The organism is Pseudomonas sp. UM16 (assembly GCF_050312595.1).
In the GTDB taxonomy this organism is placed as follows: Bacteria; Pseudomonadota; Gammaproteobacteria; order Pseudomonadales; family Pseudomonadaceae; genus Aquipseudomonas.
Genome location: NZ_JBNPJT010000014.1, coordinates 56,730 through 72,553, shown reverse-complemented (window position 1 = coordinate 72,553; position 15,824 = coordinate 56,730). Strand labels below are relative to the sequence as shown.

Here is a 15,824-nt window from a genome sequence, read left to right as displayed (position 1 = left end):
TTGAACCGGAAATTTTATCACAGCCCGGGCGACGAGCACGCCCCCAGGCCACCAACAGAACCAACCCAGGTGACCCAAGGTTCTGCCCACCCTAATTGCCTAAACAACACCGGCATGGTGCATCGGCACGTTTTTCGGCATTATTGCCGGTCCTTTTGCTCGCCCGTTGGCAAGGCCTCTATCCATGCAATGTTCCCGGCTACACCAGGTCGACCTCAACCAGCTCATCCTTGGCGCCAAAGTGCTGGAGGCCGATAGCTATGGCGCCAAAGTGTACCTGCTCAATGACGGCAACATCCTTAAACTCTTCAGGCGCAAGCGGTTAATTTCATCTGCCTTGCTGCGCCCGTACTCCCAGCGCTTCATCGACAATGCTAAACAACTAAAGGAAAAAGGAATTCCTACCCTGAAGGTGCTGAACCACTACAAGTTGGACGCGCCAGGAATGACGGCAGTGTTGTATCAACCGCTGCCTGGAGAAACCCTCAGCCAAATATCCCGAAAAGCTGGTTTCAGCTGGCAGGAACGCCTCCCAGAGCTGGTGGCGCTGGTGCGCAGGTTACACAAATCGGGCATTTACTTTCGCTCGTTGCACCTTGGCAACATCGTCGTAACACCGGAACAGGAAATGGGCCTGATTGATGTTGCCGACATGCGCTTCATGCGCGCACCACTCTCCAAGCGCATGATCAGGCGAAACGTGCAACATTTCGCCCGTTACATAGCTCGAGAGCGCCTTGAAGATCAGTTCCCGCTCGCCGAACTGGAAAGCCGCTTGCTGGGCTGAGCCCTCAGGGCTTACCCAGCAAACTGCCGGAGAGCCGACTGAAACGCTGCCAGGCCTGTTCGGGGGCCAAGGCCTGATATTGCGCTTTGGCCACTTGCTTGCCATCTCGGCTCACACAGTCGGCAATCGCGCCCCCCCAGGCTGCGACATCACCGACGGCAATATAGCCGCCGGTATCACCCAGTTGCTCGCGAAACACCGACAAATCGCTGCATAGCACCGGCACATCAGCCATTACCGCCTCCTGCAGGACCAAGCCCAAGCCCTCAGACCGGGAAGGGATCAGCACCCAGTCAAACGCCCGGTAGAGACTGGACAGTTCACGACAGTGCCCCTGCAGCGTCACAACCGATTCCAGGCCCAGCGCCTTGATGCGCGATTCGAGTACGGAGCGTTCATTACCCTCACCGAGAATCACCAGGCGCATGTCGGGTTGACGTTGACGGGCCAAGGCAAATGCATCAATCAGGTGATCAAAGCCCTTGCTGTCGACCAGGCGCCCGACAGCGCCAAAAACCGGTACGCCTTGCAACGGCAAGCCCAGGAATTGTCGGGCTGCAGTGCGCTCCTGCAAAGCCTGGCGAAAACTTTCCGGCTCAAGCGCCGAACGCAGCACTTGCACCGGTACACCAAGGTCCCGCTCCAAATCAACGGCTAACGTTTGTGAGACCGCGACGACTGTGACCTGTGGTGCCTGGAAACTGCGCAACAAGGCAATATCGCCAGGGTGCAGGCGTGTCTTGCCATGAAAGACAATTGTCGCCCGCACCTCAGGTAACTGACGCAACACCGGCAAGACCAAGCGCGACACGCCCAGGCCGTCGAGCAATACCACTTGGGTCCCAGCCTGCGTCAATGCCTTGCGAAAGCGGCTGCGCATCCACGGATGCAGCAGTTTCCAGACATGCCTTCCCTTGAGAAGACGCTGAGACAATTGCCACTCGCGAGTAGTCCCGTCATTGCAACAAGAACCTTGCCCTTGCAATAGCCAACTGGTGACAGAGGCATCCGGCGCTGCGCGGGAAAGAATCTGCTGATGCACCTTGTGCACCGAGACATACGGCGCGCCGCCCGCCCACATGATATTGACGATGTTCACGGGGTGTTACCCCCTATTGCGGAACGGATTACCAGCAAACAAACCAAGTCAATGTGCAAAAAAGCCCACTCCTGCGCCCAGGACCACCCCCGCCACCAACATCACTATCAGCTTGATACGATCACGTTTACGGCGACGCTTTTTCCGGCGGCGCTCCTCGGGCAGGCCTACGTGCGCGCCGAAGCCGGTGTGCAGCACGGCATCGCCTTCAAGACTGACCGCCGTGAGATTCAACTCGGCGTAGCGTTTTGACAACGCCTTTTCACCAGCATAGGCGGCAAATGGTGCGCAGCGCTGATAATCGCTCAACCGGCGCAGACCCGGGTTCAACGAAAAGCTCTGCCACTCTGGCTTGTCCGAAAGCAATGGATAGCAAGGAACGCCGGCAACTACCTGACGCTCGCCCAGATGGATGTACGGGCTGTGCACTTTCAGGTCATGGGCGTAGCTACGCAGCCAGACCTGAAGCAAGTGTGGACTGACTTCGAGAATGCTCCGAGAGTCTTCGATGAAACCCGGTCGATAAAATTCCCAGTCATCTTCGCAGTGAAAGATGTAAGGCGTCTTTACCTCGCCATAGGCAAGGTCAATCGACGCCAACTGACCGAGTTTGGGGCGATTAACGAATACTTTGCAGTGAGGCTTCCAATGCTCCGGGATCGTCTCGTGGACAGCATCATCCCCCGAGTCCTCGGTAATGAACACTTCACGAATCGGTGCAGTATTGAAACGATCGAAACTCTCGAGCGTACGCTTGAGCAGGTCGAAGCGCCCGCAACTGGTAACCACCAGGGTTACTTCACTGTCATCACTGAATCGCACCGGATTCCCTCCCCATCTTCTGTATTCGGTTGTTCGAGACTACTTCCCATGACGCGGGCAGCCGGCTCATATACCCAGTCTCAAACGCAAGCGCTGCCAGCCGGTCAAGGCAGGTCGTGAACGCAGAGGTGGCTGCATTTTTTCAACAATGCTACGGCCCACTTGGGCGAAGCTGAACTGCGAGACAGCCAGGTCACGACCGTTACTGCCAATGCGTTCAACCAATGCCGGGGCGGCACGCAACACTTTAAGCTTCTCTTGCAATTGGGCAATGCAGTCATACAGCACCACGTTGTGCATGTCTTGCAGACCCAGGGCGCGATTCTCCGCCTCGCCCTGATCAAACGCCAACAACACGCAGCCGCAGGCCATTGCCTCAAAATTCTTGATCATGTATTCGCCCATGCCGACATCGGCACTGACGAAGAAACGAATGCGATTGAGCGTGTCACAGTACTCTTCACCGGACTTGGTCCGGGTTACCAGCAAGTTTTCGACCTGAGCAAGCTCATCGAGCAACGCCTTGCGGCCACTGTAGGCAACACTGTTGGTACTGCCGACAAAGGCCAGATCAATGTCACGCTCGCGCCCCTGATCGGTGAGCAACTGCTGGTCGTAACCCTTAGGCACGAACTCGGCATCGAAGCCCTCTTGGCGCAGGCGCTCGCTGACCATGTAACCCGAGCTGATCACCCGCGCCCACGGCAACTGCCGGTAGTGCGCACTGAACTTGCCGGTGTACTTGCACGGGATGTAGTTCTGGTAGGCATCATGTTCGAGGATGACCAGGTTGGGCACCGTGCGAATGAAGCCGACCTGACGGATTTCCTGCTTGAAACGCAGGAAAAACACGATCCGGTCGTATTTTTCGACGTCGACTTCGCGACGAAAATAGCTGCGCAGGTTGCGCTGATCGGCGCTGCTGAGCCAGCGCAGATCGCACTCACAATGGGCCGCGACACCGTCGTAGAGACGATCCAGAATGGCCCGTTGTTCTTTCTGCACCAGAAATAGAACTTTCATTGTCTTCCTTGCGGCGCTTACCCGCCCGCTTACAGTCATACGCCAGGATCAGAGATCACGGCGCCAGAACAATTCATGTCGACGCACGGCCTTGCGGAAAAACTCGTTCTCGCCATACGGCGAAGTCCGTCGGCCCGCGAGCCAGCGTTGCAACAAGCGACGCACACGACGCTTGAACGGCGCCGGCGGTTGCAGGTCATGCATCATGCCCAGGGCCATGGCCTTGTCGTGCTGGGTCGCCAGGTCCAACGTCAGGCTATAGGGCGCCCATGCCTGCTGTGCCTCCAGTTGCGGTGGCAAGGCAACACCCGCGCCACTGTCGCCCATCGGCCAGCGGTCGTTGTCATGCAGGTGATTGGCATACCCCAGCAACGTTTCCGGCTGCCACTCCAAGCCTTGTAAGGCTTCGAGCACTGCAGCCTGAGCGCAGATATGATCGGGGTGCGGGTCCAGGCTCGGATGAGGCATTACCAGCACCTGTGGACGCGCCTTGAGCAACAATTCGCGCAGGTCGGCCAGCAGATTATTCCAGGTCGGCGCGCCGTCCTGGTCACCGGGCAAGGCCATCGCATTGAACTGCCTGAACAGCCGGGTATCGGCGATTTCCGCCTCCCGAGAAGCTATTGCTTGATCCGGCGCTGCCTGCATCGCCGGCAACTGCAGGCAGAAATAGCCAAGCTGGACACAGTGCGACTCGGGCACCCCAGCCCAACGTGGTACAGCAATACTGTCCCAGGCCCGCAGTCGCCCCTTCAAGCGTGCCGCCTCGGCCTTTGCCATGCCCATTTGCTGATAGTGCTCAGCCTCGATCTCGCCAGCAGTCAAGGTCACTACCCAGGCTTCCTCGGCCTGACTATAGAGGCCATAAGCAGCAAGTTCGGCATCGTCGGCATGCGGCGCAATGACCATGAGCCGCTTCTGACGCAAGTCACTACCTGGTACAACCCAGAGTTGCCCCTCAGCTGCCAGACGACAATAACGTGCGCGCAAGCGCAACTGGCCTGCAACGAGCTTGTCGGCCAGACCTGTCAGGTTCAGGTAACGCAGGCCCGCAACACCGCGCTCGAAGGACTGGCAATCACCGCCGCTCAACCCTACTGCTGGATCAAGGAAACGCCCTAGCCAGTGGCTTTTCAGGCCAAGGGCCAAGACCAGGGTTTCATCACCGGCAAGCTGCAGGGGCGATTGCACCTGTACCACGCCATCAACCAGCTTGACAGGATGCGCCACGCACTCCGGTGGAAACTGATAGTGGTAGTCCTCGGCAGGCGAGTAGAACAGGTGATCAGCGAACCAAGCCTCGTGGGCGACCCATAGCAGCGGCAGCAGCAACAGCGGCAACCACCATTGGACAAAAACACCTAGCCCCAGCAAAACCGCCAGCGCAACCAACAGCCCCAGCCGCTTGTTGCGCCGGTGCTGCTTGAGCAACTGCTGTTTGCGGCTCACACCTGAAACACCGGCACGGGGTTGCACCAGCGATCCTTGTACTCGCGATCGGCGCGACCAAAGGAGAAACGCAACGGTTTGTTGCGCGCCCGGGCATCTTCCCAAGCGGACTGAGTATTGAGAAAACTCAATACGCTGCCAGGGCTGAAGGCCTTGGTTTGCGGGTCGACGCCGCCGTTGATGTACTCAACGCTGATCCACTCAGGCGCTTCCACCCGATAGACCAACTGGATCGCAATCGGCGCATCGTCGAGAAACAACACCGAGCCGATCAACAGCTCGCGAAGGCGTTCGATGACTTCGGCCATACGCTCGGCCCCCGTAGCCGGGAATTCCCAGCGACGCTGGAACAAATCGCAGTAGATCGCCGCCAGTTCGCCACTGGTGAATTCCGTGACCGGGCGTACCTGACCACCCGCTTCTTCAAGCAGGCGCAACTCGCGGCGCTGGTTGTAGCGAAACTTCTTCGACAAATCTTCAGGCGTACGCGCCATTGCCAGAGACTCAGTCTGCGGCTTGAGATTGGCGAAACGACCCTGATTGAGCTCGGACAGGTAACGACCAGCATGGCGCAAGGGCGCTTGGGCGTGAGCAGCTGCGGGCAGAATCAGCTCGGCGTTACCCAGGTCGTACAAACCTTTCTTGCCTTGACGCTTGAGCACGTCCTTGGACAGCGCCAGATAACGACCCCAGGTGGGAATCGCCGCCTTGAGTTCGCCATTGTGCTCCCAGCCCAGGTAACGCACAGGAATCTGCGCCAGTTCCGCCAGTTGCTCGATGACCAACGGATGGGTGGCCACACTACCACCGAAGCGATGCCAGGCCTGGGCGTAGGTGGGCGCGTCGATCACGCGCCAGCCGCGCTCACGCCAGCCTTGGATATGATTAAGCATCAAGCCTCCGCCGTCAGCGCGCGTACCGGCGCCAGCTGCCAGAAGGTGCTGCGCACTGCATCATCAGAGAAGCGCTCCTGCAGGCGCGCAAGCATGCGCTCGGCGCACTCCTGGCGTTGCCCTTGGTCAAGCACCACCAGATGCTGCAGACCTTGAGCCAGGCGTCCGGCATCCGCCAGCGGAAACAGGATACCGACACCCTCGACCACTTCCAGGGCACCGCCGCAAGCCGTGGCCAGCACCGGCACACCCGCGACCATCGCCTCGAGCAAGACCATGCCGAATGGCTCATGATCAGAACTCAGGGCAAAGGCGTCAAAAGCCTTGAAATAACGGCGGGCATCGGGCACTTGCCCGAGAAAATCCACCTGCCCGGCGATACCCAACTCGGCAGCCAGCGTCTTCAATGAAGACTCCAGTCGCCCCTGACCAAGAATGGCCAGTCGCGCACCGGCCGGCAAGCCTGGCAACGCCTGGGCAAAACCGCGCAACAGCGTGGCCTGATCCTTGTCCGGATGCAGGCGCCCAACATTACCGACAATCCAGGCCTGCGGGTCCAGCCCCAGCGCCTGGCGCGCATCGGCGGCAGGTGCCAGCACCGCCTGCAGCGCTTCGATATCGATGCGGTTGTAGAGGGTCTGGATGCGGTCGGCCGACCACTTGGGCAGGCATTTACGCATGTCATCACGCACCGCGTCAGAGACACCGAGCAAACTCAAGCGCTGGCGGAACAGATTGGCAAATAGCTGGCGGCTGCCGCGCTGATAATCACCAAAAGCATGGTGCACACCGATAACCGGCAGGCGACTGCCGAGCAGGGCGATGTAGATCGGCTTGAAGCGATGAGCAATACAGAAGCTGAAATTGCGCGTGGCGACGATCCGTCGCAACGCGCGGATCGCCCCAAGCTTGAGGCCACGAATGGCCTTGGAGCTGAACTCCAGGAAAATCACTTCGTCAGACGCACAACCAGCTGCCACTTGCGGGTCGGCAGCGCCAGTCAAGAACACCGTGGTGACCTTGTAGCCGCTGCCGTTGAACAGGCTGGCGTATTGCCGTGCGCAGTCCAGGAACGGCCCGTCATAGCCGTGGCAGAACTGCAGGACGCGTTGTTCAGCCTTGGACGTCATAAGTGTCCGCGCCGTCCTTGACTACCAAAATGTCTTCCATGATCAGGTACTGCAAGTCCGAGCCGAAGAACATGTTCAAGGCGTCGGTCGGCGAGCAGATCATCGGCTCACCCCGGCGATTGAGTGAGGTGTTCAACGACACACCGTTGCCAGTCAGGTCTTCCAATGCCTTCATCATGTCGTAATAACGCGGATTGTACTCACGCTTGAGTACCTGGGCCCGCGACGTACCGTCTTCGTGGACGACTTCCGGCACTCGGGTCTTCCATTCTTCCGCGACTTCGAAGGTGAAGGTCATGAACGGCGCCGGATGATCGACCTTGATCATCTGTGGCGCGACGGTGTCGAGCATCGACGGGCAGAAAGGCCTCCAACGCTCACGGAACTTGATCTGGTGGTTGATGCGGTCGGCAACGCCGGCAACGCTTGGGCAACCAATGATCGAACGACCGCCCAGAGCGCGCGGGCCGAACTCCATGCGCCCCTGAAACCAGGCCACAGGATTGCCATCGACCATGATCTTAGCGATATGTTCGGGCATGTTCTCCAGCTTGCGCCATTTCGGCTGGCTCGGGTGACGGGCACAGGCAGCAATCACGTCTTCATTGGAGTACGCAGGGCCGAGGTAGACATGTTCCATTTTCTCGACCGGCACGCCACGGGCGTGGGAGACGTACGCTGCGGCACCGACTGCGGTACCGGCGTCGCCGGAGGCCGGCTGGACGAACAGTTCCTTGAGGTCGGGACGGGCAATGATTTTCTGGTTGAGCTTGACGTTCAGCGCGCAACCACCCGCGAAGGCCAGCTTGCCGGTTTCCTTGAGGATGTCGCCCAGGTAATGATCGATCATCTGCAGGGCGAGCTTCTCGAACAGCGCCTGCATGCTGGCGGCGTAGTGTATGTACGGCTCGTCGGCGATATCGCCTTCGCGCTTGGGACCCAGCCACTCGATCAGCTTCGGCGAGAAGTAGAAACCCTTGCCCTTCTCTTTATAGCGGCGCAGGCCGATGACGTTGGCGTAGTCGGTGTTGATGACCAACTCACCGTTCTCGAAGCTGGCCAGTCGCGAGAAGTCATACTTGCTGGCATCGCCATACGGGGCCATGCCCATGACCTTGAACTCACCGTCGAGCATCTCGAAGCCGAGGAATTCGGTGATTGCACCGTACAGGCCGCCGAGTGAGTCAGGATCAAAGAATTCTTTGATCTTGTGGATCTTGCCGTTTTCGCCATAGCCGAAGAAGGTCGTGGCGTACTCGCCCTTGCCGTCGATGCCAAGGATCGCGGTTTTTTCCTTGAAGCCGGAGCAGTGGTAGGCACTGGAGGCGTGAGCCAGGTGGTGTTCGACCGGTTCGATCTTGACTTTCTTCGGATCGAAACCCAGTTGCTCCAGGCACCAGACGATCTTCTTGCGATAGCGCTTGTAGCGGCGGTTGCCCATCAGGATCGCGTCGAGAGCGCGGTCCGGGGCGTACCAGTAACGCTTGGCGTAGTGCCAGCGAGCTTCGCCGAACAGGCTGATCGGGGCGAACGGAATGGCCACCACGTCAACGTCGGACGGCTTGATGCCAGCCTGCTCCAGGCAGAACTTCGCCGATTCGTAGGGCATGCGGTTCTTTGCATGTTTATCGCGCACGAAGCGCTCTTCTTCAGCGGCGGCAATCAGCTTGCCGTCGATGTACAGGGCCGCGGAAGGATCATGGCTAAGGGCGCCGGACAGGCCAAGAATCGTCAATGCCAAGGGTCTAGCCTCTTCAATCTGTAAAAATGCGCCCTGGCCCCTTGGGGCGAGCGGCAACGAAAGAGCGGGATTATAACGTAATCCGTGGGTGCTTGTAGGCGCGGCGAAACGGTTACTCTGCGATCAGCCAATCCATCCGCCAACTGCCCTGGGTCTGCGCCAGCACTTGGGACAACCACGGCAACAGCTCACGCAGCTCTTCTTCCAGACCCCAAGGCGGGTTGGCGATAGCCAGACCGGAGCCATTGAGGCCCTGCGGGCTGTCCTGGGGATGCACGTACAGCTCAACCCGCAGCAGTTTCGGCGCACCGGTACTGGTCAGATCTTGATAGAAACGCACCAACTGGCGCTGGTCCTTGATCGGGTACCAAATCGCCGCAACGGTCTGGCGCATGCGACTGATTGCCTCTTTCAAGGCCACGGTGCAGCGCTTGAGCTCATCAGCCTGCTCGAATGGCGGATCGATCAGCATCACTGCACGCTTTTCCTGCACCGGCAGCAGGGCGCGCGGCACATGCCAACCTTCACCCAGGTGCACAGCAACACGCGGATCCTTCTTCATGTTGTCCTTGAGCATGCGCCCGTCTTCAGGGTGTTTCTCGTTGAGCAACACGCGATCCTGCTGACGCGCCAGACGCCGCGCAAGCTCGGGCGAACCTGGGTAGTAGCGCAGCTCACCGTCAGGGTTCATTTTGCGCAGGATACGCAGGTAGTCAGCGATAACCTCCGGCAGATCATCACGCCCCCAAAGCCGCCCGACGCCTTCAATCCACTCGCCGGTCCGCGTTGCCTGGTCGCCCTGCAAGTCGTACAGACCGAGGCCCGCATGGGTATCGAGATAGGCGAATGGCTGCTCCTTGCGCGACATCAGCGCAATAAGTCGGGTTAACACCAAGTGTTTGAAGACGTCGGCATGGTTGCCGGCGTGAAAGGCGTGACGATAGTTCATGGCAACTCCTGCAAGACCGTGCAGTTTACCTTGTCGCACGAACGGCGTCAGGCGCAGGACGCCAAAACGACAACGGCCCGGACTCTTTCGAGGCCGGGCCGTTGCTAGGCGCAATTTAACAGTCGATCAATGACCGGCTTTGAACGCCTCATCGGCAGCTTCGAAACGCGAAACCATCGCGGTCGACGGGCTGCCAGCCTTGCTGACGAAGTAGATAGCCAGGGCACCAAACAGGAAGCCCGGGATGATTTCGTACAAGCCCCAGATGGAGAAGTGTTTCCACACAACTACGGTGACCGCACCAACCAGGATACCGGCCAGCGCACCGTTACGGGTCATGCCTTTCCACAGTACCGAGATCAGTACAACCGGGCCAAAGGCAGCACCGAATCCGGCCCAAGCGTAGCTGACCAGACCCAGAACGCGGTTCTCAGGGTTGGAAGCAATCAGAATGGCCACGACAGCAACCAACAGCACCATGGCGCGACCGACCCAGACCAGTTCCAGCTGCGAAGCACCTTTGCGCAGGAAGGTCTTGTAGAAGTCTTCAGTCAGAGCACTGGAGCACACCAGCAACTGGCAACTCAGGGTACTCATGACCGCCGCGAGAATGGCCGACAACAGCACACCGGCGATCCACGGGTTGAACAGGATCTTGGCCAGCTCGATGAACACACGCTCAGGGTTCTCGGTGACCGCACCTGCAACTTCCGGATGCGCCGAGAAGTAGGCGATACCGAAGAAGCCGACAGCACAGGTACCGATCAGGCAGAGGATCATCCAGGTCATGGAGATACGGCGAGCCTTGGCGATCGACTTGACCGAATCGGCAGCCATGAAGCGCGCCAGGATATGCGGCTGACCGAAGTAGCCCAAGCCCCAACCCATCAGCGAGATGATACCGATGAAGGTGGTGCCTTTGAGCATGTCGAAGTTCGACGGATCCTGAGCCTCGATGGCCAGGAAGGTGGTATCAACGCCGCCAGTGGCGATCAGCACGATCACTGGGGTCAGGATCAGGGCAAAGATCATCAGGGTCGCCTGGACGGTATCGGTCCAGCTTACCGCCAGGAAGCCACCGACGAAGGTGTAGGCAATGGTCGCTGCCGCACCGGCCCACAGGGCGGTTTCGTAGGACATGCCGAAGGTGCTTTCGAACAGACGAGCACCGGCAACAATGCCGGAGGCGCAATAAATGGTGAAGAACACCAGAATGACCACAGCGGAAATGATCCGCAGCAACCCGCTCTTGTCTTCAAAGCGGCTGGAGAAGTAGTCCGGCAGGGTCAAGGCATCGCCGTTGTGCTCAGTCTGCACGCGCAGACGACCGGCAACGAACAGCCAGTTCAGGTAGGCACCGATGATCAGGCCGATGGCGATCCAGCTTTCCGACAGACCCGACATATAGATGGCGCCCGGCAGGCCCATCAGCAGCCAGCCACTCATGTCCGAGGCACCGGCCGACAGTGCGGTCACGACGCTACCGAGACTACGGCCACCGAGAATGTAATCTGAAAGGTTGTTGGTGGAGCGATAGGCCATGAAGCCGATCAGCACCATTGCCGCGATGTAGATCACGAACGTGATCAAGGTTGGATTACTTACACTCATTGTTGCGCCCTGGCGTTTGTTTTTATGTAGCGACAGCCTCAGGAGAGGTTGCACCCAGGCCGCGAATCCTATGCAACAACGCAAAGACGGTGCAACCTGTTTTTACAATCAAGTTGCACCTCGTCGGATTTTTTGCACATCAGCGGCTTTTTGCTCCCTTTCGGAGCAAGAACCTCGGCTTACAGAAGAAAATGCACCATAAACAGCCATTTTCCCTGTGGGGTTTTACCCACCGGACGAGCTGCACTCTTTTCCTACATATTTTGGGTTGCACTAGGTTGCACCCGAAATCGCGCACAGCTAATCTTGGCGCCAGCTTAAGCCACAGCCTGTGGCAATAATGAGGATAAGAAATGGCGACGACCACCCTTGGGGTCAAACTCGACGACCCTACCCGTGAGCGACTCAAAGCCGCTGCGCAGTCCATTGACCGCACGCCGCATTGGTTGATCAAGCAAGCGATCTTCAATTACCTGGAGAAGCTCGAGGGTGGCGCTACCCTGACCGAACTCAACGGTCAGCCCGGCAATCACGCCGATGATGCCGGCGAAGTCCAGGGCGACCACGCCCATCAGTGCTTCCTCGAATTCGCTGAAAGCATCCTGCCGCAGTCTGTACTGCGTTCGGCGATCACAGCCGCCTACCGCCGCCCAGAGCCGGAAGTAGTCCCCATGCTGCTGGAGCAGGCACGCCTGCCTGCCGTCATGGCCGAGGCCACCAACAAGCTGGCCGCCGGTATTGCTGAGAAACTGCGCAACCAGAAGAGCGCTGGCGGCCGCGCCGGTATCGTTCAGGGCCTGCTGCAGGAATTCTCCCTGTCGTCCCAGGAAGGTGTGGCACTGATGTGCCTGGCCGAAGCGCTGCTGCGCATTCCTGACAAAGGCACCCGTGATGCGCTGATTCGCGACAAGATCAGTACCGGCAACTGGCAGCCGCACCTGGGCAACAGCCCGTCGCTGTTCGTCAACGCGGCGACCTGGGGCTTGCTGCTGACCGGCAAGTTGGTCTCAACCCACAACGAATCCGGCCTGACCTCCTCGCTCAGCCGCATCATCGGCAAGAGCGGCGAACCGATGATCCGCAAGGGCGTCGACATGGCCATGCGCCTGATGGGCGAGCAGTTCGTCACAGGCGAAACCATCGCCGAAGCCCTGGCCAACGCCAGCAAGTTCGAAGCCAAGGGCTTCCGCTACTCCTACGACATGCTCGGCGAAGCCGCACTGACCGAGCACGACGCGCAGAAATACCTGGCGTCCTACGAGCAGGCGATCCACTCGATCGGCAAAGCCTCTCACGGTCGTGGCATCTATGAAGGCCCGGGCATCTCGATCAAGCTCTCGGCCCTGCACCCGCGCTACAGCCGTGCTCAGTACGAGCGCGTGATGGAAGAGCTGTACCCGCGCCTGCTGTCATTGACCCTGCTGGCCAAGCAATACGACATCGGCCTGAACATCGACGCCGAAGAAGCCGATCGCCTGGAGCTGTCGCTGGATCTGCTCGAGCGCCTGTGCTTTGAGCCACAACTGACCGGCTGGAACGGTATCGGTTTCGTGATCCAGGCTTACCAGAAGCGCTGCCCGTACGTGATCGACTACGTCATCGATCTGGCCCGCCGCAGCCGCCATCGTCTGATGATCCGCCTGGTGAAAGGCGCTTACTGGGACAGCGAAATCAAGCGCGCCCAGGTCGAAGGCCTGGAAGGCTACCCGGTCTACACCCGCAAGGTGTACACCGACGTGTCCTACATTGCCTGCGCACGCAAACTGTTGTCGGTGCCGGAAGTCATCTACCCGCAGTTCGCCACCCACAACGCCCATACCCTGTCGGCCATTTACCATATCGCCGGTCAGAACTATTACCCGGGTCAGTACGAGTTCCAGTGCCTGCACGGCATGGGTGAGCCACTGTACGAACAGGTTGTCGGCAAGGTTGCCGATGGCAAGCTGAACCGCCCGTGCCGCGTATACGCACCGGTTGGTACCCACGAAACGCTGTTGGCCTACCTGGTCCGCCGCCTCCTGGAAAACGGCGCCAACACCTCGTTCGTCAACCGTATTGCCGACCAGTCGATCTCGATTCAAGAGCTGGTAGCTGACCCGGTGGCGACCATCGAGCAGATGGCCACCCAGGAAGGCAATTTCGGCCTGCCGCATCCGCGCATCCCGTTGCCGCGTGATCTGTACGGTGCCGAGCGCTCCAACTCCGCCGGCATCGACATGGCCAACGAGCACCGTCTGGCGTCGCTGTCCTGCGCCCTGCTGGCCACTGCCCACAACGACTGGAAAGCCACGCCGATGCTCGGTTGCGCCTCCAGCAACGAAGCCGCCGCGCCGGTGCTCAACCCGTCCGATCACCGTGACGTGGTTGGTCACGTCCAAGAAGCTACCGTTGCCGACGTCGATAACGCCATCCAGTGCGCTCTCAACGCTGCACCGATCTGGCAGGCCACCCCGCCGGCTGAGCGTGCTGCGATCCTCGAGCGCGCCGCCGACCTGATGGAAGCCGAAATCCAGCCGCTGATGGGCCTGCTCGCCCGCGAAGCCGGCAAGACCTTCGCCAATGCCATCGCTGAAGTCCGTGAAGCGGTCGATTTCCTGCGCTACTACGCCGTGCAAGCACGTAACGACTTCAGCAACGATGCCCACCGCCCATTGGGCCCAGTGGTGTGCATCAGCCCGTGGAACTTCCCGCTGGCGATCTTCAGTGGCCAGGTCGCTGCAGCCTTGGCAGCCGGTAACCCGGTGCTGGCCAAGCCTGCTGAGCAGACTCCGCTGATCGCCGCCCAGGCTGTACGCCTACTGCTTGAAGCCGGTATTCCTGAAGGTGTGGTGCAGTTGTTGCCAGGCCGCGGTGAGACCGTCGGTGCAGGCCTGGTCGGTGATGACCGGGTCAAAGGTGTGATGTTCACCGGTTCCACCGAAGTCGCTCGCCTGCTGCAACGCAACATCGCCGGTCGCCTGGATGCCCAGGGCCGTCCGATCCCGCTGATTGCCGAAACCGGTGGTCAGAACGCGATGATCGTCGACTCCTCGGCACTCACCGAGCAAGTGGTCATCGACGTGGTGTCCTCGGCCTTTGACAGCGCCGGCCAGCGCTGCTCGGCACTGCGCGTACTGTGCCTGCAGGAGGACTCCGCCGACCGTGTGATCGAAATGCTCAAGGGCGCCATGGCCGAAAGCCGTCTGGGCAACCCTGAGCGCCTGTCAGTGGACATCGGCCCAGTGATCGACGCCGAAGCCAAGGCCGGTATCGAGAAGCACATCCAGGGCATGCGTGACAAAGGCCGCACGGTTTACCAGATGGCCATTGCCGACGGTGAAGAAATCAAGCGCGGCACTTTCGTCATGCCAACCCTGATCGAGCTGGAAAGCTTCGACGAGTTGCAACGCGAGATCTTCGGCCCTGTCCTGCACGTGGTGCGCTACAACCGCAAGGACCTCGACCAACTGATCGAGCAGATCAACGCCTCCGGTTACGGCCTGACCCTGGGTGTACACACCCGGATCGACGAAACCATCGCTAAGGTCATCGACAACGTCAACGCCGGTAACGTCTACGTCAACCGCAACATCGTCGGCGCCGTGGTCGGCGTCCAGCCGTTCGGCGGCGAAGGTCTCTCCGGCACTGGTCCGAAAGCCGGTGGCCCGCTGTACCTGTACCGCCTGCTGTCGACCCGTCCGGCCGATGCGATCGAGCAATCGTTCCTGCGCACCGACGGTGACAACGCTCCGGACACCCGCATGCGCGACGAGCTGAGCAAACCGCTGCAAGCATTCAAGGCCTGGGCAGCGAGCAACACGCTGAACGACCTGGTCAGCCTGTGCGAGCAGTTCGCTCAACAGTCGCAAAGCGGTATCAGCCGCCTGCTGGTCGGCCCGACCGGTGAGCGCAACAGCTACACCATTCTGCCGCGTGAACACGTGCTGTGCCTGGCTGAAGTCGAAGCTGACCTGCTGACCCAACTGGCTGCGGTGTTGGCCGTGGGTAGTTCCGCCGTATGGCCGGAAGGCGAGCTGAGCAAGACCCTGCGCAACCGCCTGCCGAAAGAAGTACAAGCACGCATCAAGCTGGTCGGTGACTGGACCCAGGATGAGGTGGTGTTCGACGCCGTTCTGCATCATGGCCATTCCGACCAGTTGCGCGCTGTCTGCGAGCAAGTGGCCAAGCGTGCTGGTGCTATCGTTGGCGTGCACGGCCTGTCGTCAGGCGAGACCTCTATTGCCCTGGAACGCCTGGTGATCGAGCGCGCGCTGAGCGTCAACACCGCTGCTGCCGGTGGTAACGCGAGTTTGATGACAATCGGCTGATAGACCAGACAAC

The 15,824-nt window shown here is 59.8% G+C and carries 11 protein-coding genes; 2 read left to right on the top strand and 9 right to left on the bottom strand.

The features are described 5' to 3' along the window. The first annotated feature begins 184 nt into the window (after positions 1-184). Positions 185-787, top strand: a complete 603-nt coding sequence (locus ACQRAX_RS17690) for a toluene tolerance protein (protein WP_412040557.1) — start codon at positions 185-187, stop codon at positions 785-787. 4 nt (positions 788-791) lie between these two features. On the opposite strand, the gene ACQRAX_RS17685 is transcribed toward ACQRAX_RS17690, so the two are convergent. The 9 genes from ACQRAX_RS17685 to putP all read right to left on the bottom strand — a co-directional run bounded on the left by ACQRAX_RS17685 (position 792) and on the right by putP (position 11,504). Then, a complete protein-coding gene (locus ACQRAX_RS17685; protein ID WP_412040556.1) occupies positions 792-1,886 on the bottom strand; it encodes a glycosyltransferase in 1,095 nt (364 codons plus the stop codon). Positions 1,887-1,934: 48 nt separating this feature from the next. Beyond that, positions 1,935-2,708 carry a glycosyltransferase family 2 protein gene (locus ACQRAX_RS17680; RefSeq protein WP_412040555.1) on the bottom strand — a complete coding sequence of 258 codons (774 nt, stop codon included), beginning with the start codon at positions 2,706-2,708 and terminating at the stop codon, positions 1,935-1,937. A gap of 66 nt (positions 2,709-2,774) precedes the next feature. Further along, positions 2,775-3,731, bottom strand: a complete 957-nt coding sequence (locus ACQRAX_RS17675) for a glycosyltransferase family protein (protein WP_412040554.1) — start codon at positions 3,729-3,731, stop codon at positions 2,775-2,777. Positions 3,732-3,779: 48 nt separating this feature from the next. Then, on the bottom strand, positions 3,780-5,180 hold the full coding sequence (locus ACQRAX_RS17670) for a PIG-L deacetylase family protein (RefSeq protein ID WP_412040553.1): 1,401 nt from the start codon (positions 5,178-5,180) through the stop codon (positions 3,780-3,782). Next, positions 5,177-6,073, bottom strand: coding sequence for an antimicrobial resistance protein Mig-14 (locus ACQRAX_RS17665; RefSeq protein WP_412040552.1), 897 nt, complete (start codon positions 6,071-6,073; stop codon positions 5,177-5,179). The genes ACQRAX_RS17670 and ACQRAX_RS17665 overlap by 4 nt, the downstream gene beginning before the upstream one ends. Continuing rightward, entirely contained in the window at positions 6,073-7,203 is a 1,131-nt protein-coding gene (locus ACQRAX_RS17660; protein ID WP_412040551.1) for a glycosyltransferase, read from the bottom strand. The genes ACQRAX_RS17665 and ACQRAX_RS17660 overlap by 1 nt, the downstream gene beginning before the upstream one ends. Then, entirely contained in the window at positions 7,187-8,944 is a 1,758-nt protein-coding gene (locus ACQRAX_RS17655) for a carbamoyltransferase family protein (protein WP_412040550.1), read from the bottom strand. The genes ACQRAX_RS17660 and ACQRAX_RS17655 overlap by 17 nt, the downstream gene beginning before the upstream one ends. Before the next feature lie 112 nt (positions 8,945-9,056). Then, entirely contained in the window at positions 9,057-9,893 is an 837-nt protein-coding gene (locus ACQRAX_RS17650; RefSeq protein ID WP_412040549.1) for a 23S rRNA (adenine(2030)-N(6))-methyltransferase RlmJ, read from the bottom strand. A gap of 126 nt (positions 9,894-10,019) precedes the next feature. Then, positions 10,020-11,504, bottom strand: a complete 1,485-nt coding sequence (putP, locus tag ACQRAX_RS17645) for a sodium/proline symporter PutP (RefSeq protein WP_412040548.1) — start codon at positions 11,502-11,504, stop codon at positions 10,020-10,022. A gap of 353 nt (positions 11,505-11,857) precedes the next feature. Between putP and putA the strand changes: the two genes are divergently transcribed. Then, complete coding sequence (putA, locus tag ACQRAX_RS17640) at positions 11,858-15,811, top strand: trifunctional transcriptional regulator/proline dehydrogenase/L-glutamate gamma-semialdehyde dehydrogenase (RefSeq protein ID WP_412040547.1); 3,954 nt, start codon at positions 11,858-11,860, stop codon at positions 15,809-15,811. The last annotated feature ends 13 nt before the right edge of the window (positions 15,812-15,824 follow it).

What these genes read in the sequence shown, in the direction of transcription:
- ACQRAX_RS17690 (WP_412040557.1), top strand. Translation starts at nt 185, where the DNA reads ATGCAATGTTCCCGGCTACACCAGGTCGACCTCAACCAGCTCATCCTT.
- ACQRAX_RS17675 (WP_412040554.1), bottom strand. Translation starts at nt 3,731, where the DNA reads ATGAAAGTTCTATTTCTGGTGCAGAAAGAACAACGGGCCATTCTGGAT.
- ACQRAX_RS17665 (WP_412040552.1), bottom strand. Translation starts at nt 6,073, where the DNA reads ATGCTTAATCATATCCAAGGCTGGCGTGAGCGCGGCTGGCGCGTGATC.
- ACQRAX_RS17660 (WP_412040551.1), bottom strand. Translation starts at nt 7,203, where the DNA reads ATGACGTCCAAGGCTGAACAACGCGTCCTGCAGTTCTGCCACGGCTAT.
- ACQRAX_RS17650 (WP_412040549.1), bottom strand. Translation starts at nt 9,893, where the DNA reads ATGAACTATCGTCACGCCTTTCACGCCGGCAACCATGCCGACGTCTTC.
- putP (WP_412040548.1), bottom strand. Translation starts at nt 11,504, where the DNA reads ATGAGTGTAAGTAATCCAACCTTGATCACGTTCGTGATCTACATCGCG.
- putA (WP_412040547.1), top strand. Translation starts at nt 11,858, where the DNA reads ATGGCGACGACCACCCTTGGGGTCAAACTCGACGACCCTACCCGTGAG.